Annotated in this window: 10 protein-coding genes and 1 CRISPR repeat array; all 10 genes read right to left on the bottom strand. The window is 44.6% G+C overall.

From position 1 onward, the window contains the following. Positions 1-321: 321 nt before the first annotated feature. The 10 genes from QUB11_RS04250 to cas10d all read right to left on the bottom strand — a co-directional run bounded on the left by QUB11_RS04250 (position 322) and on the right by cas10d (position 18,991). Positions 322-1,329, bottom strand: coding sequence for a protochlorophyllide reductase (locus QUB11_RS04250; protein ID WP_333099251.1), 1,008 nt, complete (start codon positions 1,327-1,329; stop codon positions 322-324). A gap of 255 nt (positions 1,330-1,584) precedes the next feature. Then, complete coding sequence (locus QUB11_RS04245; protein WP_333200972.1) at positions 1,585-2,703, bottom strand: alkene reductase; 1,119 nt, start codon at positions 2,701-2,703, stop codon at positions 1,585-1,587. Between the two features lie 124 nt (positions 2,704-2,827). Then, on the bottom strand, positions 2,828-2,980 hold the full coding sequence (locus QUB11_RS31235) for a transposase (protein WP_445300748.1): 153 nt from the start codon (positions 2,978-2,980) through the stop codon (positions 2,828-2,830). 138 nt (positions 2,981-3,118) lie between these two features. Further along, a CRISPR array of direct repeats spans positions 3,119-10,186; the repeat unit is 37 nt; unit sequence GTTTCAATCCCTGGTAGGGTTTTAGGTTGTTTTCGGC. A 251-nt stretch (positions 10,187-10,437) separates the two neighbouring features. Then, on the bottom strand, positions 10,438-10,713 hold the full coding sequence (gene cas2, locus QUB11_RS04240; protein ID WP_333200975.1) for a CRISPR-associated endonuclease Cas2: 276 nt from the start codon (positions 10,711-10,713) through the stop codon (positions 10,438-10,440). 2 nt (positions 10,714-10,715) lie between these two features. After that, positions 10,716-11,717, bottom strand: a complete 1,002-nt coding sequence (cas1d, locus tag QUB11_RS04235) for a type I-D CRISPR-associated endonuclease Cas1d (RefSeq protein ID WP_333200977.1) — start codon at positions 11,715-11,717, stop codon at positions 10,716-10,718. A gap of 27 nt (positions 11,718-11,744) precedes the next feature. Beyond that, complete coding sequence (gene cas4 / locus QUB11_RS04230; RefSeq protein WP_333200980.1) at positions 11,745-12,338, bottom strand: CRISPR-associated protein Cas4; 594 nt, start codon at positions 12,336-12,338, stop codon at positions 11,745-11,747. Between the two features lie 149 nt (positions 12,339-12,487). Next, on the bottom strand, positions 12,488-13,321 hold the full coding sequence (cas6, locus tag QUB11_RS04225; protein ID WP_333200982.1) for a CRISPR-associated endoribonuclease Cas6: 834 nt from the start codon (positions 13,319-13,321) through the stop codon (positions 12,488-12,490). 343 nt (positions 13,322-13,664) lie between these two features. Next, a complete protein-coding gene (gene cas5d, locus QUB11_RS04220) occupies positions 13,665-14,372 on the bottom strand; it encodes a type I-D CRISPR-associated protein Cas5/Csc1 (RefSeq protein ID WP_333104006.1) in 708 nt (235 codons plus the stop codon). Between the two features lie 5 nt (positions 14,373-14,377). After that, the gene (gene cas7d / locus QUB11_RS04215) at positions 14,378-15,433 is read right to left on the bottom strand and encodes a type I-D CRISPR-associated protein Cas7/Csc2 (RefSeq protein WP_333200984.1); all 1,056 of its coding nucleotides are present in this window, start codon (positions 15,431-15,433) and stop codon (positions 14,378-14,380) included. A 57-nt stretch (positions 15,434-15,490) separates the two neighbouring features. Further along, positions 15,491-18,991 (bottom strand): type I-D CRISPR-associated protein Cas10d/Csc3, encoded by a 3,501-nt coding sequence (gene cas10d, locus QUB11_RS04210; RefSeq protein WP_333200986.1) that lies wholly within the window; start codon positions 18,989-18,991, stop codon positions 15,491-15,493. Position 18,992 lies beyond the last annotated feature (1 nt).

Genomic DNA, 18,992 nt, shown 5'->3' with positions numbered 1-18,992 from the left:
AGCCACTAAAAAACCCGGTTTCTTTGATTTTGGTGCATCATACCAAATCCGACTTTAATACCAGGGCTGTTTCATTCTCAAGAAAACGATGATTTTGTAGGGGGTAGTGCTACCCCTACTCCCCGTGCCTACCCTCCTCATCCACCCACGATTTTGTATCTGTTTCAGGAATTGGGGCAGCCACGGGGGGCGGCCCCTACAAGAGAATGAAACAGCCCTGCTTTAATACCCCTTTTATTATTGAGTCCGCGTCTACCCACTTCCTGTGCGTAGACGCCGTTTCAAGCGCCAAGCCTGATCAAGGGGATTTGTAACTTTGAATTATGCAGAGCGGCCCGCACCAGCCGCAGCACCCATTTGAGCCCCGTCAGTCAATCCCACCAACTTAGCACTCAACTCCCACATCCGCTCGCCTTTTTCATCATCGCGGGCCTGGGGAGAAACCTTTTGCACAAAAGACTTACCATCTTTTTTCTGGCGGTTCCCCCAACTCCAATAAGCCCCAGATTGCTTGTATTCGGGATCAGCAACCACCATCGCCAGCCTTTCCCCCGCCAACTCCTGCGACACGTAACCCCCGGTGATATTCTTCTGAAACAGCGGGAACAGCTTCTGAAATAGGGGATAGTGATTGCGGAACAGCGGCGTATCCGCGACGCATCCCGGATACAGCGAAGTGAAAGTAATCCCCGTGGATTCGTGAAAGCGGCGGTGCAATTCCCGCATCGTCAGCACGTTGCAAACTTTGCTATCTTTGTAAGCCTTGACCGGTTCAAACTTCTTGCCATCAACCATCGAAATCGGGTCTTTGAAACCCGCTTCAAAACCCTCAAACTTGCCTAAATCCGGGCGCGGCGGAATCTTCCCGCCCAACTCGTCTGGATTGTGAGTCACGGTTCCCAAAATCACGATTCTCGCATCGGAATAATAGGAAGGCTTCATATTTTCCATCATCAGGTTGCACAGCAGGAAATGACCCAAGTGATTGGTAGTCATCGTCAACTCATAACCCTCCGGGCTCCGCAGCGGTTCCTTAATCAAAGGCATATAAATGGCCGCGTTGCACACCAAAGCGTCCAGAGGCCTGCCGCTGGCCTTAAATGCGCGAGCAAACCGGCGCACGCTCTCCAAATCGCCCAAGTCAATCTCCATGATGGAGAAACTGCCTTCAGGTATACCCAACTCGCGGGCGGCGTCTCCGGCTTTTCGCACGTCCCGACAGGCCATGACTACGTGCCATCCCTTGTCTGCGAGAGCTTTCGCGCCGTACAAACCGACGCCGGAGGAAGCGCCGGTGATGATAACCGTTGATTTGTGATTTTGTGCCATCTTGTTAAAAGCGCTTCCGCTATTGATTATTTTCAGGCACTCAAACCCTGAGCTAGCAGCTTGGATGTTTTAAAGTACCCTATGGTTATTAGGATATGGGGAAACGTTCTCGATCTCAACCGGCGATGACAATTAAATATCGCTTCAACTCCCACTCCTACTTTGGTGAATTAACCATAAATCCTGTTGGGGCGAGTTGACCATTATCTATGATTGACATACTCGGTATTGATAAACCCGCCCCAACCAACTCAATTAAGAAATAGCCGCCGATTCCTGATATCTAGGGAAATCGATATAACCTTCAGGCTCAAAAGAATACCAGACGCCGACTTCAGCAGGCGGATTGAGCGGCCAACCATTAGTAAAACGCTCTACCAAGTCAGGATTGCTGATAAAATCTCGACCAAAAGCAATTAAATCCGCAACTTTGCTGCTCAGGGCCGTTTCAGCCTGTTCTTGAGTATATCCGCAGTTGCCGACGAGCGGCCCTGCAAACACATCGCGAAACTCTCCTATCATCATCGGTGTTCCCAATTCATGAAAGCCAAAAGCTAGACCGTCCACCAAGTGAAGGTAAGCTAAATCATAGGCATTTAACTGCTTCGCGAAATACAGAAAATCTTCGCGGTAACTGGGAGAACCCATGTCATTGAAAACACCGTTGGGAGAAAGTCTAACTCCCACTTTGTTTGCCGGAAATACTGTGATAATCGCCTCTACAATTTCCTTAAGAAAACGGTAGCGATTTTCAACTGTGCCGCCATAGGAATCAGTGCGGTGATTGGTTTTTGTTTGGAGGAACGTGTCAATGAGATAGCCGTTTGCCGCGTGAATTTCTACACCGTCAAAACCTGCCATTTTAGCTCGTTCTGCCGCCTTGCGATAATCTTCTACAACCAGGGAGATTTCATCGGTTTCTAGAGCGCGGGGAGTTTCGTAGGGTTGTTTGCCTAGAGGGGTATGAATGCCTTCTCCGTTTATTTTGATGGCAGAGGCTGCAACTGGCAATTGATTGTTTTGATGAAAACTGCTGTGGGAAGCTCGTCCGCAGTGCCAAAGCTGCATGAAAATCGGCGTTTCGTGGGCATGAACCGCAGTCACAACTTGTTTCCAAGCTTCGCCTTGTTCGTCTGAATAAATACCGGGTGTATTGAGCCAACCATTAGCTTGAGTAGAAACCACTGTGGCTTCTGTAATGATTAAACCAGCGGAGGCTCGCTGAGTGTAATACTCTGCCATCAAGGCGTTGGGCATCCGCGCTTCACCGGCTCTGGCTCTCGTCATGGGTGCCATGAGTACCCGGTTTTTTAAGGGTAAATCTCCGATTTTGAAGGGGCTTAGTAGGAGTGGAGAAGTTGTTTGAGTGGTCATAATTTTGAGGTTTTCTCAACAGAAGAGTCTGGGAAATCACATTTAGCAACGGCCGGTGTTATGCTCCCAGGCGCAAGACATCCAAGGGTCGCCAAAATGTAAGCAATCAAACTCATCAAGCTGTTTACGATTTTGACTTTTTAGCCAAGACTCTTCTTTGTTCAATTTTGTTAAACTCTGGAGAGTATGGCGGTAAATATAATAGTCTACACCCTGCTGTTTGAATCAATTCCTGAATCGGAGCACTTTTATCAAATGTGAGATTATCGATGAGCACCACCTCTGCTGTGAGTGTTGGAAGTAAATTTGTTTCCGGCGAAGAAGGAGTCAGGAGTCAGGAGTCAGGAGTCAGGAGAAGAATACCCTCTTTCCTCCTGTCTCCTCCTCTGCTGAATACTGCTGAATACTTCCGAAAGTTTCAATCCCTGGTAGGGTTTTAGGTTGTTTTCGGCTGGAGGGCGTCGCGCCTAGCATTTAGTGCTTTAGGATTGGGCGGTTTCAATCCCTGGTAGGGTTTTAGGTTGTTTTCGGCTAGCTTCTAGGTATATTCCTAATTCATCATCTGGGTCGTTTCAATCCCTGGTAGGGTTTTAGGTTGTTTTCGGCGCTGGAATCTCCATCTTTTCCCCAGTTTTGGGGTTCCGTTTCAATCCCTGGTAGGGTTTTAGGTTGTTTTCGGCAAAGATGCTATCATGGGTTTATTAAAAATACTTGTTTCAATCCCTGGTAGGGTTTTAGGTTGTTTTCGGCAGAAATTCAATAGTTACTAAAGGAGGGGGCTATGTTTCAATCCCTGGTAGGGTTTTAGGTTGTTTTCGGCGTATTGATGAGGCAAGCTATGTTTTTATTCAAAGTTTCAATCCCTGGTAGGGTTTTAGGTTGTTTTCGGCGCACAGCCTATAACAGACACCACGCCAAGATTAGAGCGGTTTCAATCCCTGGTAGGGTTTTAGGTTGTTTTCGGCCAAACACGTCTTTATCGCCTGAAAATCTTTCTACGTTTCAATCCCTGGTAGGGTTTTAGGTTGTTTTCGGCGAACGCGACCTGGAAGAAATTATTGCCGAAGCCGAGTTTCAATCCCTGGTAGGGTTTTAGGTTGTTTTCGGCTCATCTGCTTTGGCGGTGGTCGATCATGTCGCCACATTAGAGTTTCAATCCCTGGTAGGGTTTTAGGTTGTTTTCGGCTTATAACACTAAAACATCATGAATATAGCATTAAGTTTCAATCCCTGGTAGGGTTTTAGGTTGTTTTCGGCTCGACACAGCGGCGAATCCCGAAACACACCCACCAAACGGTTTCAATCCCTGGTAGGGTTTTAGGTTGTTTTCGGCTTGACCCTGATGCAATTTCTAGAGTTGCAGATTTACTCAGTTTCAATCCCTGGTAGGGTTTTAGGTTGTTTTCGGCTCTCGCTTCCCCTGATGCTGATGTGGAAGAAGGTTTCAATCCCTGGTAGGGTTTTAGGTTGTTTTCGGCGTAATCCCTTCCTCTCTCAAGCTTTGGGCTGCTACTAGGTTTCAATCCCTGGTAGGGTTTTAGGTTGTTTTCGGCCCAAATAGAGGAGCTAAAGATTAAGCAATGAGAGGTTTCAATCCCTGGTAGGGTTTTAGGTTGTTTTCGGCTACCGTCGGCGGCGAGATAGTTTTGCAGCGGGTAAATCTGTTTCAATCCCTGGTAGGGTTTTAGGTTGTTTTCGGCTCCATACCTAGCTCAGAGGGCGGTACGGATACTCGGTTTCAATCCCTGGTAGGGTTTTAGGTTGTTTTCGGCGTGATACGCGATCGTCATCGTCGGCAAACTTGGAGTTTCAATCCCTGGTAGGGTTTTAGGTTGTTTTCGGCATAATCGTGACTCACACCCGCACTCTAGCAGGTTTGGGAGTTTCAATCCCTGGTAGGGTTTTAGGTTGTTTTCGGCCCAAATATGAATTCAGATCCATTTCTCCGTTCAAGGTTTCAATCCCTGGTAGGGTTTTAGGTTGTTTTCGGCGCTAATAAGAAATAATCAGCGGTTTCTATTAGCTGTTTCAATCCCTGGTAGGGTTTTAGGTTGTTTTCGGCTCGGCAACTTACTCACGCAATACTTCATTTTTTAAGTTTCAATCCCTGGTAGGGTTTTAGGTTGTTTTCGGCGAATGAAATCTTGGATAGATACCGATTCTGGTAAAGTTTCAATCCCTGGTAGGGTTTTAGGTTGTTTTCGGCCAGACATTCTGCAAGCTGTGCAACAGCGCTGCGAAAGTTTCAATCCCTGGTAGGGTTTTAGGTTGTTTTCGGCTCCACGAGGAAAAAACAGGAAGCTTTACCGTCTATCCCGTTTCAATCCCTGGTAGGGTTTTAGGTTGTTTTCGGCCCATTAATCTTGATACCCGCGTCCCAGAATACCAAGTTTCAATCCCTGGTAGGGTTTTAGGTTGTTTTCGGCTCAATTTTTCGATTTTGTAAGTAACTGGAATCCTTAGTTTCAATCCCTGGTAGGGTTTTAGGTTGTTTTCGGCGGATACATGAATTTACGGAAATATGCACGGGAAGTTTCAATCCCTGGTAGGGTTTTAGGTTGTTTTCGGCTTTGCCGATCGGTCGTCAAGGGCGATCGGCTGCTAGTTTCAATCCCTGGTAGGGTTTTAGGTTGTTTTCGGCCCGCATCGACTGCTTAAAGCAGCTTGCCTACGATTGCGTTTCAATCCCTGGTAGGGTTTTAGGTTGTTTTCGGCTTCGATTGCAACCTCACCAATGATGAGGCCCGCACCTTTGGAGTTTCAATCCCTGGTAGGGTTTTAGGTTGTTTTCGGCCTCTTGACTGTGCTGAACCGTCATCTGAACCCACAGGTTTCAATCCCTGGTAGGGTTTTAGGTTGTTTTCGGCTCAAAAATTGGGAAGATTTGGAGTCACGGCACAAAGGTTTCAATCCCTGGTAGGGTTTTAGGTTGTTTTCGGCAAATCTTCCCGACCTCATAAAAGATCATGTCTTGTTTCAATCCCTGGTAGGGTTTTAGGTTGTTTTCGGCTCAGCAGCAATCTGAATGTCAGCTTTGCGTTCAAATTGTTTCAATCCCTGGTAGGGTTTTAGGTTGTTTTCGGCGCTACAGGAAACTGGGAGATGGGAGCAGAGAAGGAGTTTCAATCCCTGGTAGGGTTTTAGGTTGTTTTCGGCCTGAAACCCGCATTGACCTAACTACTTACCAGTGTAGTTTCAATCCCTGGTAGGGTTTTAGGTTGTTTTCGGCTCTTCATCCTCAGCAGTAGACCAACCAACCTCAAATAGGTTCAGTTTCAATCCCTGGTAGGGTTTTAGGTTGTTTTCGGCTTTTATATTGACCCAATAGAAGCCGAAAAGTACGTTTCAATCCCTGGTAGGGTTTTAGGTTGTTTTCGGCCCATCGGCTACCCCATCAGGTAGCCATTTTTTTGGTTTCAATCCCTGGTAGGGTTTTAGGTTGTTTTCGGCTATAGCGGGTTCTGAGTTTCCCAACTTTGAGCAGCATCGTAGGTTTCAATCCCTGGTAGGGTTTTAGGTTGTTTTCGGCCCAGCGGATGAAGCAATAAAGCGCTGTGGGATATTTTTGTTTCAATCCCTGGTAGGGTTTTAGGTTGTTTTCGGCGGGGCAAAAGGAGAAATCTGCTGGCGATATTGACGTTTCAATCCCTGGTAGGGTTTTAGGTTGTTTTCGGCTTTTTTAGTTTCAATTTCTTGCTTGATATCATCCAATTGTTTCAATCCCTGGTAGGGTTTTAGGTTGTTTTCGGCTTCCACTTCTGCACTCGCGGTGTCACGTTTTTTAAAGTTTCAATCCCTGGTAGGGTTTTAGGTTGTTTTCGGCTTATATAGCTTGATTTATCGTTACTCAGATAGCTCTTTAAGTTTCAATCCCTGGTAGGGTTTTAGGTTGTTTTCGGCTCATTAGATTTATGCGATCGCCTGCAAAGGCGAGGTTTCAATCCCTGGTAGGGTTTTAGGTTGTTTTCGGCCCAACTGCCACCACCTAAAACTTCAATCCTTTCGTTTCAATCCCTGGTAGGGTTTTAGGTTGTTTTCGGCACACATAAATCCCCTGTACTTAAACCTTTATTTGTTTCAATCCCTGGTAGGGTTTTAGGTTGTTTTCGGCGATTCTTCACTGGACTTTCAACGATACGTCAAAAGTTTCAATCCCTGGTAGGGTTTTAGGTTGTTTTCGGCAGGAGCTCGCGATGGCGGACGAATCCGAATCAATTACAAGTTTCAATCCCTGGTAGGGTTTTAGGTTGTTTTCGGCTTGATGGGTCCTGATGTTTCCATCGTGAGATATCAAAGCGTTTCAATCCCTGGTAGGGTTTTAGGTTGTTTTCGGCCCGACAACATTGTCGAACATGCGATCGTACTCGAAGTTTCAATCCCTGGTAGGGTTTTAGGTTGTTTTCGGCAAATCGCCCACAGCATCAGCCGACCGCACAAAAGTTTCAATCCCTGGTAGGGTTTTAGGTTGTTTTCGGCCGGCTGTGTATTAAAATCTTTCAAAGTCTAAGCACCAAAAGTTTCAATCCCTGGTAGGGTTTTAGGTTGTTTTCGGCTGCGAGTAGTTGAGTTGACCCCGCATTGTGCAGAGTTTCAATCCCTGGTAGGGTTTTAGGTTGTTTTCGGCTCTTGCTTTTTTAACTTTAGCAAACAATAGTTGGTTTCAATCCCTGGTAGGGTTTTAGGTTGTTTTCGGCCATTGAATGCTGCTTATAGTGCGATAGCGTTTTTAAGAGTTTCAATCCCTGGTAGGGTTTTAGGTTGTTTTCGGCTCGCAACGAGCTTGATATTCGCAATGAAAAAGGTTTCAATCCCTGGTAGGGTTTTAGGTTGTTTTCGGCCGTCAATTATCAACTCTGGCACTGTGACAGTTTTAGTTTCAATCCCTGGTAGGGTTTTAGGTTGTTTTCGGCTTATGAGCATCTACAATCAGTTTGGCGGGTGCGAGTGTTGGTTTCAATCCCTGGTAGGGTTTTAGGTTGTTTTCGGCTCGTTTCATCATTCATCTGATATCCGATTGCAATATTTTGTTTCAATCCCTGGTAGGGTTTTAGGTTGTTTTCGGCACAAAATCGAACTCGTAGTCCGCAAACAGCGCAATGGGTCGCTCGGGTTTCAATCCCTGGTAGGGTTTTAGGTTGTTTTCGGCAGCCGGAATCCCTCCATTGCAAATTTCTAAGTGGGTTGTTTCAATCCCTGGTAGGGTTTTAGGTTGTTTTCGGCTAAAATTCAAGTATTTAGATCGTCAAAGTAATGTTTCAATCCCTGGTAGGGTTTTAGGTTGTTTTCGGCTATTGTGGCATATTCTGATAGCCATTGCTCAATGTTTCAATCCCTGGTAGGGTTTTAGGTTGTTTTCGGCGCTAACTCTGGAATTGTTGACAAGCTTAAAATAGGTTTCAATCCCTGGTAGGGTTTTAGGTTGTTTTCGGCCTATCATTCCAGCTACTTCATGTGAATAGCATTGTTTCAATCCCTGGTAGGGTTTTAGGTTGTTTTCGGCTATTAAAGTTCCAGGTAATTGTTTCTGACTCAGAAGCCGTTTCAATCCCTGGTAGGGTTTTAGGTTGTTTTCGGCTAAGATAGCTCGTTCCTCAAACTCGGAGAGGATGAGGTTTCAATCCCTGGTAGGGTTTTAGGTTGTTTTCGGCATGCGCCGCGTCGCGGGGTATTATACGCCAGAGGAATTGAGTTTCAATCCCTGGTAGGGTTTTAGGTTGTTTTCGGCACCAGCAGCTATAGAGTTGTGTAGTTTTTCCGAAGTTTCAATCCCTGGTAGGGTTTTAGGTTGTTTTCGGCGGATTGCAGAATACTCGCAATTGCCGATAGTAACGTTTCAATCCCTGGTAGGGTTTTAGGTTGTTTTCGGCGCAGAGCTCCTACAAGAGGCGCTTTAGGTGGAAGTTTCAATCCCTGGTAGGGTTTTAGGTTGTTTTCGGCGCAAGGCTTTTGGAGCGAGGGTTTTAGGTGTCGCGTTTCAATCCCTGGTAGGGTTTTAGGTTGTTTTCGGCTACCGCGTGGTGTATGCACTGCTGACAAGTTTTTATCGTTTCAATCCCTGGTAGGGTTTTAGGTTGTTTTCGGCTTTGGGTATTTTCATTGTGTTCTGATTCGAGTTTTTCGTTTCAATCCCTGGTAGGGTTTTAGGTTGTTTTCGGCTTAACACTCTGTACTGACTGATTCTAGCAGTCTTGAGTGTTTCAATCCCTGGTAGGGTTTTAGGTTGTTTTCGGCCTATCAGAGAAGCGCGTCCTAGTGAAATACATCTCAAACGTTTCAATCCCTGGTAGGGTTTTAGGTTGTTTTCGGCGTTTATCTTTTCAAAGGAAATCCAGTTGTTTATGTTTCAATCCCTGGTAGGGTTTTAGGTTGTTTTCGGCGGCAATAAGGGCTTCTACCAGTAGGGTTATCAAGTGTTTCAATCCCTGGTAGGGTTTTAGGTTGTTTTCGGCATCAAGTACAAAGACAAAAGAATCGAAATCATTTTGTTTCAATCCCTGGTAGGGTTTTAGGTTGTTTTCGGCTCACACTCAACTTTGTGTGGTACAGCCAAAGCACGGCCGCTACGTTTCAATCCCTGGTAGGGTTTTAGGTTGTTTTCGGCCCGATTTGATGACCATGGCGAACTGGCTAACGGATCATGGTTTCAATCCCTGGTAGGGTTTTAGGTTGTTTTCGGCGGAATTCATCCGTTGCAGAAGCATTTTATTAAATTTTGGTTTCAATCCCTGGTAGGGTTTTAGGTTGTTTTCGGCTTCTGCTCCTCAACAAAATAGAGCTGGTTTAAAGTTTCAATCCCTGGTAGGGTTTTAGGTTGTTTTCGGCGCAAACCAATAATATCGCGCAATTCTCTAAATAGTTTCAATCCCTGGTAGGGTTTTAGGTTGTTTTCGGCTTCCCTATTGTATTAGCTGATTTTATTTCAAGGTACCGCCGAGTTTCAATCCCTGGTAGGGTTTTAGGTTGTTTTCGGCTCTTTAAAGGCTTCTGGGCTCCTCGGTCTGACGATTGAGCAAGGTTTCAATCCCTGGTAGGGTTTTAGGTTGTTTTCGGCAAATACAGGTTTTGTTTGGCTTTATGATGAGCTGTTTCAATCCCTGGTAGGGTTTTAGGTTGTTTTCGGCCAGATGTTACGGTGAGCTTTGAGAGTACATTAGGTTTCAATCCCTGGTAGGGTTTTAGGTTGTTTTCGGCGCGCGTGTAGGTGCATGGATGATGGCTAACAGTTTAGTTTCAATCCCTGGTAGGGTTTTAGGTTGTTTTCGGCAGCGCTCTACACAAGGATTCCAAGGTTTCCCATGCGTTTCAATCCCTGGTAGGGTTTTAGGTTGTTTTCGGCGCATTCTATGCGAGATGTACTCGATGAAGTCGAAAGTTTCAATCCCTGGTAGGGTTTTAGGTTGTTTTCGGCTATCAGGGGTATCGTGGGAGATATAAGGGTTGATTATTGTTTCAATCCCTGGTAGGGTTTTAGGTTGTTTTCGGCCGCCCGTTCCAGAAGCCTTGCTGTATTTGGTTTTCAAGGTGCAGTTCCGTGAATCTCAAACAAAAGTACCATTCCAGCCTGCGGCTTGTCAATACCCAAATTTCCATACTCCCTCCAAAAGCTTATCCTGTAAAGCTTACAGACTTTCCGTGAAGGTTTTTTTTAGACTGGGGGCATCAAACTCTTGCTGGACATGTGTTTGAGCCGAAAAATTTGATACCCCGATTTTAACACCTACCCATTCACGGAAACTAAGCAAAAAATATTGTGCGATCTGCAGGCACTACCCCACCAATACGTTCGATCTTACCCTGACAGCAAGCGCACAGCGGGAAAAACAAAATACTGTCTTCGTTGGGTTTGATGAGTTTGTTCAGGCGCGATCGCAACTTTGCATACTGAGTCTCGCTCAAATCAGCACACTCAAACACACTGTACTGCATCCACTGCCCGTAAGACTTGAGCATTTTGTGAATCTTTGTCCGGCGCTTGTCTTCCGAAATATCGTAAGAAATCAGAATGTGCATATCTAGTACAAAACTAAAGGTGGATATTTGTCAATTTCGCCCATCAAATATTTCGCCAACAGCCGCCCTTGAATTTCAAAAGCTTCTTGATAGGTACACTTGCGTTTCAAAACAGGATGCTTAAACTCAGACTGCTTTTTCTTTTCATACAACTTCAGAAACTCTTTCCGTGCCGTTTCCGACAGTCGCACCACATTACTCAGCGGTTCCACAGTAAAATCATTCGGCGTCAGAATCCGGCGGTTAATCGCATTCAAAATGATACTGTCTGCTACCAAAGGGCGGAACTCTTCCATCAAATCAAATGCTAAACCCACGCGGCCGTAGCGCTGCATATGAAGGTATCCTAAATAAGGGTCAAATCCCACAATATTAATCGCACTTTGCACGTCGTGACGCAGCAGCGTGTAAGCAAAATTCATCAAAGAATTCACCGGATCGGTAGCAGGGCGGTGTCGCGGTTGAAACACAAAGCCTTCCGCGCGAATTAATTGGTTAAAAACTCCGAAATACGCGGCACTACCAGCCCCCTCGTGCCCGCGCAAAGAGTCAATATTGTCAGTTTTGTCAAGTTTGGCGATCGCATTGGAAATCTGCATAATTGCCGATGCTAAATTTAGTTCGGAATGTTCCCGCTGAGTTTGAGATAAACTGCTGCGATAATTCTTCAATTTTCCGCGAATAAAACCCCGGACAACATGAATAGCTTGGGAAGTTTCCCCCGCCGCTTTCCACTGAGCATTGCGAACGAAAATGTTTTTACTTAATTCCGGTTCTAGCTTACCCAAATAGTGACCAGTATCGGTGATAAAAGTCAGAGGAATTTTCCGTTGTAGCAATTCTGCGATCGCCGCCGGAGAAATAGTCGCCCGTCCCAAAATCACCACTCCATCTAAATGAATCAAAGGCACATCCTGTAAGATTTGATTTTTTGCCTTGACATTGAGGCGTTCATCTGTTTTCCCAATAAACACATCATCTTGATTGATATACAGTGTCCCCATGATTGACTCCTAAATTTGTAGTTTGGATTAATTAGCTTCTTGATAGCGCAGGACTTTATCAGCAGCTTGCGGCAAACATTGCTGATAAAGGCTGCAACCTTGACAGCGTTTGGTATAATTAGGTCGAGGCATTGTGCCTGTTTGCAGCAAAAATTGGATAGCGGTGATGGTGGCGATCGCATCCTGTCTCAATTGCTCAGAAATCTCCACTAATTGCCGCTGATGCGATTGCGCGTAATACACATATCCAGTCGCAATAGTTTTCCCCGTCATCTCCTCCAAACAAAGCGCTTGAGCGCAAACTTGCAACTCATCATTATCCCATTCCCCCTTCCGTCCCCGCTTGTATTCCACGGGGTAAATCTTACCATCAGCCGACTCAATCAAATCCGATTTACCAATCAGTTTGTAGCGCTCGGATTTCAGCCAAATCGCCCGCACCTGCCAAGTTTCATTGCGGTTAATTTCGCTCATCGTGTGAACGCGATCGTGCAAACTTGTCCCTTCAATGGTATACTGATTATCGGTGAATTCTCCCGCACAAGACATTCGCCAACAGCGGTGAGGACAGTAAGAATACTGGTTGAGAGTTGCGATCGAAATGTAATCAGAATCGTTCATTTTTTTGATGGTTTGTAGGAAATTAGTAATTGGAATTAGCAACAGGCAAGATGCCTGTTCCACAAGAGTTTAGTGTTATTGTGGGGAGTAGGGGTTGGGCATCTTGCCCGCCTTGGAATTCCGGTATCTTGCCCGCCCTCAAAATCTCTTTAACTCTTATTAACAACAATCCGCCTAGTCATTCCCATCCCCATCGGAGTTTTCCTCCCCACCCCGCAGTAAACAGCAAAATCAGCCAAAGCATTAATTTGCTTAATCGCTAAAGGCTCGACATCTCCCAAAATCCGATAACTAACCTCCCCAACCATGCCAACAAAATCGCTTTGATAGTTTGTCAATTTTTCACTGCGGATATTGACAAATGTCGAAAAAAGTGCATCGAAGGAAAGATCGGGAAGTGCGATCGGGCTGTACTTATTCCAGCGACTGAGGAGACTATTAAAAACGCAGTCTCTAGTAGGAATCACTGAATCAAATTTGCCCTGTCGAAAGGTAGTAGGAGTCGCAAAACTGAAGGCAATTAAGCGATTAGTTTCAGAAGCGCGATCGTACAATTGAGAGTAATCGCAAGCATTAGCCCAAGGCTGATCTACTTGGGGCGTTCCGAGAATCTTAGTAATCATCAAATCTGCGGGTCCGAGATGCCACGGCTTCGACGGATTGAGGTTCAGCCAAAGATTAGTTAACTTGCCAAATAAAGTGTCATCAAGCAGAGTAATTCGCCACCAACAGAGGGTGTGTTCTGGAATCGATTCTGTGTGTTCCCATTGGAGGAAATGGTGTTTTTTGAAAGGGCATTTTTTAGTTTGCAAAGGGCTGAGGGTGAAGGATTTTTGGGCGGCGGCATCGTGGAGGCGATCGCCGAGTTTTTTGTCAACCGAACTCACGAGGGTGAGGAAGAGGGCGTGCAGGTGTCTGCCGGTGAGGTATCCGGGGGGAATTGGGGCCAGGGGGAGGATGTTGAGGACTAGGCTGTGTGGCATATTTGGTTAATGGTTGGTGATTGTTGAAAGCGTTGCAGACCACCAGGAAATGATATGATTTGCGATCGATTACCGATAATATTGTAGGGGCGGGTTTACCAACAATATCTGCCAATAATTGACAATCTCAAAAACCCGCCCCGGTCGGGGTATTACGGTCAAGCCAAGGGATATAATATGATAAGATATGGGAACGATCGACCATAATTGAAGATCGGGGCGGGTTTACAGAATCTCTCGTTTTTATTACAGATATTGGTGAACCCGCCCCTACAGGAATTATGGTAAATTGCTCGTTCCCAGGTTCTACCTGGGAACGCATTTCTAGAGGCTCTGCCTCCTATTAATCTGCCCGAAAGCGGTATTCCATACAAGCGGGAATTTTGAGTGGCTCAAACTCGTAATATCGCCCTAGCATTTTGACATTTTGGATGAGGCTAACCGGAGGCATATTAACCACATCGTAGCTAATCACTTGATGGGAAAACATCACATCTAAAGGATTTAGCAGATAGGGAAAATTTAAGTTAGCTTCAGAAGTCGAGCGCTTCACTTCCTTCTGTTCTACGATTTCGACTGCTGCTTTGCTCATCCACTTTCCCAACCGTATCCACTTTGCCAGTTTCAGAGACTTCTCTGAGATTATGAAAAACTCAAATTTGCTTTCCGGCGCAATTTCTTTGGTTCTGCCAAAACTAGGGATATTTTTCTGAGTTTTCTCCATCTCAACGTGATAGTTATTGTTGGCATATTTCCAAGTGTTGAGAGTAGAGGAGTGAGAAATAGATCGCCCCGGAGTAACATAAATCCCCTGTTGGTTGAGCGCCGTTAAATGCGGCTCGTATTTAGGAACTTGTTCGGGACAGAAATAGCGATAGGAATGTTCTTCAGAAACGGTGGTGGAATAGATTTCGCTATCCACCAAACCGAGGGCATAACAAAGCGCGTAATTGTGAATTACCGGCTCAGTTTCGTAAAGTCTCCCTATCTCGCGAGTTGCAAAATAAAGGCTATCGTGCAACTCGATTTGACAGCGGTAAATAAAAGCCATTGTTGTTACTCCGCTGCTGCTGTAGCTCCTGCCTTACCCTTGATATGCTTCTTCGCGTAAGCTTTAGCCTCGTCATCGGCTTTCTTTAAAATTGCTTTGAGCGTTGTCTCATTACTCGTCAGAGCCTTAACTTCTTTGAGAAGAGCATCAAATTCTTCATTGATGAAAGGAATTTTTACAATCGGTTCGTCATCCAACAGAGATTGAATAGCAGTCTTAGCGTGCTCCATCACATCATCTTCATCTAACGGGTCAAGAGATTGCAGAACTTCATCAGGAAACAGGTCGTAGATTGCCTGAGTCCAACGGAGGTTACTCGTGATTTCGCCATCGGCAAAAACAACACCAATCAATTCATTACGCATCGTGCCTGTACGAGTGGTTTGTGCACCGTAGCGACTGGTACGCAGGATGTTATTGAAGACATATAGAAAGCCTGCCTCAGTAGCATCTTTTAGAGTGATAATGCTCGGAAAGAATACCTGTGGTCGGATGTGATCTTGTTGATTAATTCTGGCTGTAGTTGTACCAATTTCTCCATCTAACTTGCCCTTATCTTTGCCTTTTGGTAATTCTTTCATCTCTCCCTTCGCTGCCATTGTGCCATTTTCGTAGGGGGCATTAAGCGTAAAGGTTTCATGAGAATCATCAAAGGGTGTGATTGAGTATGCAGTATCAACCACCACCTTAGATTTTTCCGATCCAGAATCACCAATAGCAAAGCCATAGATAATGCAATCGGGGTTATCCATTGCAAATCGGACGTTGTACTCGCACTCTTGTGCGGTCATAAATCCATAATTGCGAAGCAATTCCCGACCCACTAGGCGTTCCGGGGTAGATTGTTTGCGCTTGAACATCGTCAGACGGCTGATCGGAGCGCGATTCTCGCGTTTTATTCCCGCCCTCACTCTCGCCTTATTAAGTTCTTGGTCTGTTTGAAATAAGGGATAGGATTCGGTGACACGAATAGTCAAGAAATGGATATATTTTCCCATTGGTTTGTAGGGAATTTCATTTTGGAAGCATTTGGTTTGGTCAACATTTTTCAAAAAAGTCATTGTTTGTCTCCAGTTAGGTTTTGTACATTAAGTCGGGTGAGTTGCAAAGCTAGCTAGTTACTCATCATTTTTAGCATCATTATCTTCAAAATCCTTATCACTTGCTAGCTTTTTACTTGCACGATTTTCCTTATCGCTTTCCAGGCGATAAAGGAACTCGCAAGTATCTCGAATGAGGTTGAGTTGACGACCAGCTAAACGAGCGCGATCGCCTGCAAAAGACTTTTCAAACACTTCAATAACAAAGTAATTCGCAAAGTCCATAATTGCCTCGCGTTCCTCATCCCGTTTAGCAATCACCCAACGTCCCTCCGCGGTAGAGTTATGCACTCGCTCCATCAGTTTAAAGATTTTAGCAGCTACAGTTTGGACTAAATTAAATCCTCCCTCCTTATATGCTTTGAGAATTACATCTGCAGCTTCATCAATTGGCTTGAGAATTGCATTTGATTTGGTCGGTTTTCCGGGAGTCGATTTAGCCCGGTAGAACTTGCGATAAAGTTCGGTAAGTTTTTTCGGATGATTCAAGGGTGATGCTGCTTCCACAATTAAGTCCTTCCATTCAGGTTTATAGGTAACGTAGTGGTCAAAACAAGGGTAAAATGAGTGAGCATAAAGCTTAATTTTACTCAAACTTGGTGCATCGAGTTTTTGCTTACGAACCCAATTATTTAAGTAAGCAAAAACATAAAGCGGGCTAGTTTCAAAATCTTTTGCGAGTTCGCTCAGTTTGCCCCAATTGGCATCGTATCCAGATTTTCCCTGCTTAGCATTCACATCTAAATGAATTGCATAAGCAGCAGTCAAAGCATTTAAAGGTGCAGGGTATTTTTTGCCGTTTTCCTCCCATCCTTCTAAGATATAGTCGAGACGAAAGCGATCGCGCTTCGTCAAAACCCGAAAAGCTGGCGGTGCACTGTCTAAAAATACGCTTTCCTCAAACTCAGCACCGTCATTAAATGGCGGGATTGGCGACTCCGAAACCACAGTTTTGACATCCAGAATCATGGGAAATGCAAATGCCAACCAAGCTGGCATAATCCAAGATTCTGTATCAGTTATTTTTTTATCTTTCCCTTTCTTTTCAGGAGGCAAAGCCATAAAATAAAAGGTCAGCGGTTGATTTTCGGGATAAGTAAGCTTGAATGCCTTGTCCTTTTTACCTTCCGCTCTTTCATCCAAATGAAAGACATCTACACTTTGATAGCGGCTCAATTCAAAATTAGCCTGAAGTTCCTTGCTAATAAAGTGATTGCGAACTCCCGTATCGAAGCGAGTTTGGAAAATATTATCGTAAGCCTGATGCAAAAATGCGTTAGTTTCAGGAGTGCAGTAATAAGTGGGATAAAAGTAGAGATAGCGGTATTTCGCATCCTCAAAACGTGCCCCAATTTCCTGAGTTTGACTCATTAAAATCTGTCGCAGCATCATTTCGATCCCAGCAATACTGGAAATATTGCGTTTAGCATTAGAGCCTCCCAGCATTTGCTTGTTAGTATAAACTTGCGGTGTGAATAAAACGGCTGATTCCATTTGTTCGGTAACGGTATAAGCCGAATGAGAAATCGAACAAATTAATTTTTTTCCGCGTCCAGTTTTTTTCGCAGCTTGATAACGATCTAACTCATCTAAGAAAATCTGACCTGAGATTGGCTCTGATTCTGGTGTTTGTAACATCACAACTCGCGTCACCCACAGTCGCAAATCGTCCCAACCATCGGGGATATTGTATTGAGATAAAATTGGCTGAATTAAAGTTGTAATATGTGCAATTAACTCCTCGCCAACTGGACGCACATCCTCAATGCTAGAGTGATGTTCTATATATTTGGCTGCCAAATAGTACCATTCGTAAGGAACACCGCCCGTACTACCTTTGAGTTTGTGTTCCTTGATGCTTTCATTAATTCGCTGAATTTCTCGGATAGTTGGTAGGTGTTCTGAAAGATTCCAGAACTCTGCAACTTGATTAATTAACTTTTCTGGAGTCAAATCAATTATTGGTAGTTTGGGTAATTCTGGATCTTTCTTACGTTCTGCTTCGCGCTTCTTGCGTTCCCCTTCCATTTTTGCAACGCAATCTCCCCAAATTTTTCGGCTTACTGAATCTCCAAATTCAGCAAGTTGATCGATCCGAATATCATCGGTAAATCGGAAGTCATAATCAACTGATAATATTTCCTGTTTTTGAAATTTTATCAGATTGTCGCTACGGTCTTTTGAAACAGGTTTTTTTCCATCCTTCAGAATCCTCAACGTTGCTTTAAGTGCGACTTTCATCAAATCAGGGATGTCGAAAAATAAATTGTAGTAATCGGCATATTTCATGCCTTTACCATCTCGACTAAAACCTGTTTGTCTGTCTTCTAGTTCTTTGGCACAGAGGGATTTGATTTGATTAACAACTCGATCTGGTATACCATCAACTTTAACAGAAGGTGCATTGCACCGCGTCAAATAAATGATGCCTGTTGGTAAATAAAGCAGTGGCTCATAGTAATGAATATCTTCTGAATTTAGTTCAGTATGGGCATCCATCACGGCATTATTGACAATATTAGTGAGGACACCTCGATTTTCAGCAATGCTGTGATAGGAGAGTTTCAGTTGTCTGTCACTGACTTGACCAATCAGATTATTCAAACCCGGTTTGAGAGCGTCTTGAGGATGTTTCACAATCGATGCCAAACGGTCAGCTAGACAAGCTAATCTAGCCAATTCAACCAGTTTATCTCCTTCCAGTTGAGGCTGAAGTCCACTGTGTCTGGAAAAATTCCAGTTGGTATTCCATCGCGTTTGAGCGTTATCGGCAATGCAGAGTAAATCATCAATATACTCGCGATAGGCTTCTGGATCGTTGGGATTTATTAAGCGATGGAGATTGATGTCGTGAATGATGACATCAATAATTTCTCTATGTTCCGGGATTGAAAATTCACGGATTTTATGTTCCTTGTTTTTCTGAAAATCTTTGTATTTCTGTGGCATCTGGGGAAATCTGTCATAATCAAATTTCTCGAAGTCGTGGAGAATGAAAGCAGCAACGAGTAACCGTCTTTCTGGTTCGCGAATCACCCGCTTAACGGTTGTGTTCAACTTTTCTAGGCGCTGTTCGATTAAATTAGCAGGGAACAGTCCATTAAGTAAATGAGTATTGAGGGATTGATCGGAGGCACTTCTCCTGTTCATCACTATGCCTTTTGCTGCGAGTTCCTGTTCTTGTGCTTCGATCCATTTACCGCCTTTAGCAGTAACGCCGATCGCCACTCGCAGCAGATTGGGCAGAACATACTCGGCAAAATCAGCCATGATGGGGTCATTGGGATTTTGAGCCAAGATTGCCGATCGCAAAAGCTTGACGGTAATTAACTCCTGTCGGGGCGGTTCAATATCGCGATCGGTACTTTCAAAACCCAACCCCAAATCATCATCATCGTCTTCTTCTTCCAAATCATCCTCTTCCAAATCATCAAACTGTTCAACATTCAAATTCTGTGGTGCGTCAAAAAGTGATAGTTGTATAAATTCTGACTCGGTTGGTTTATTCTTCTTGGCCATT

The sequence above is a fragment of the Microcoleus sp. B6-A1 genome (assembly GCF_036705085.1).
GTDB lineage: Bacteria > Cyanobacteriota > Cyanobacteriia > Cyanobacteriales > Microcoleaceae > Microcoleus.
The sequence above is the reverse complement of the archived record's forward strand: the minus strand, read 5'-3'. Positions and strand labels throughout refer to the sequence as shown.

Bases quoted from the DNA above. Each gene is read 5' to 3' on its own strand.
- QUB11_RS04250 (WP_333099251.1), bottom strand. From the start codon at position 1,329: ATGGCACAAAATCACAAATCAACGGTTATCATCACCGGCGCTTCCTCC.
- QUB11_RS04245 (WP_333200972.1), bottom strand. From the start codon at position 2,703: ATGACCACTCAAACAACTTCTCCACTCCTACTAAGCCCCTTCAAAATC.
- cas2 (WP_333200975.1), bottom strand. From the start codon at position 10,713: ATGCACATTCTGATTTCTTACGATATTTCGGAAGACAAGCGCCGGACA.
- cas1d (WP_333200977.1), bottom strand. From the start codon at position 11,717: ATGGGGACACTGTATATCAATCAAGATGATGTGTTTATTGGGAAAACA.
- cas4 (WP_333200980.1), bottom strand. From the start codon at position 12,338: ATGAACGATTCTGATTACATTTCGATCGCAACTCTCAACCAGTATTCT.
- cas6 (WP_333200982.1), bottom strand. From the start codon at position 13,321: ATGCCACACAGCCTAGTCCTCAACATCCTCCCCCTGGCCCCAATTCCC.
- cas5d (WP_333104006.1), bottom strand. From the start codon at position 14,372: ATGGCTTTTATTTACCGCTGTCAAATCGAGTTGCACGATAGCCTTTAT.
- cas7d (WP_333200984.1), bottom strand. From the start codon at position 15,433: ATGACTTTTTTGAAAAATGTTGACCAAACCAAATGCTTCCAAAATGAA.
- cas10d (WP_333200986.1), bottom strand. From the start codon at position 18,991: ATGGCCAAGAAGAATAAACCAACCGAGTCAGAATTTATACAACTATCA.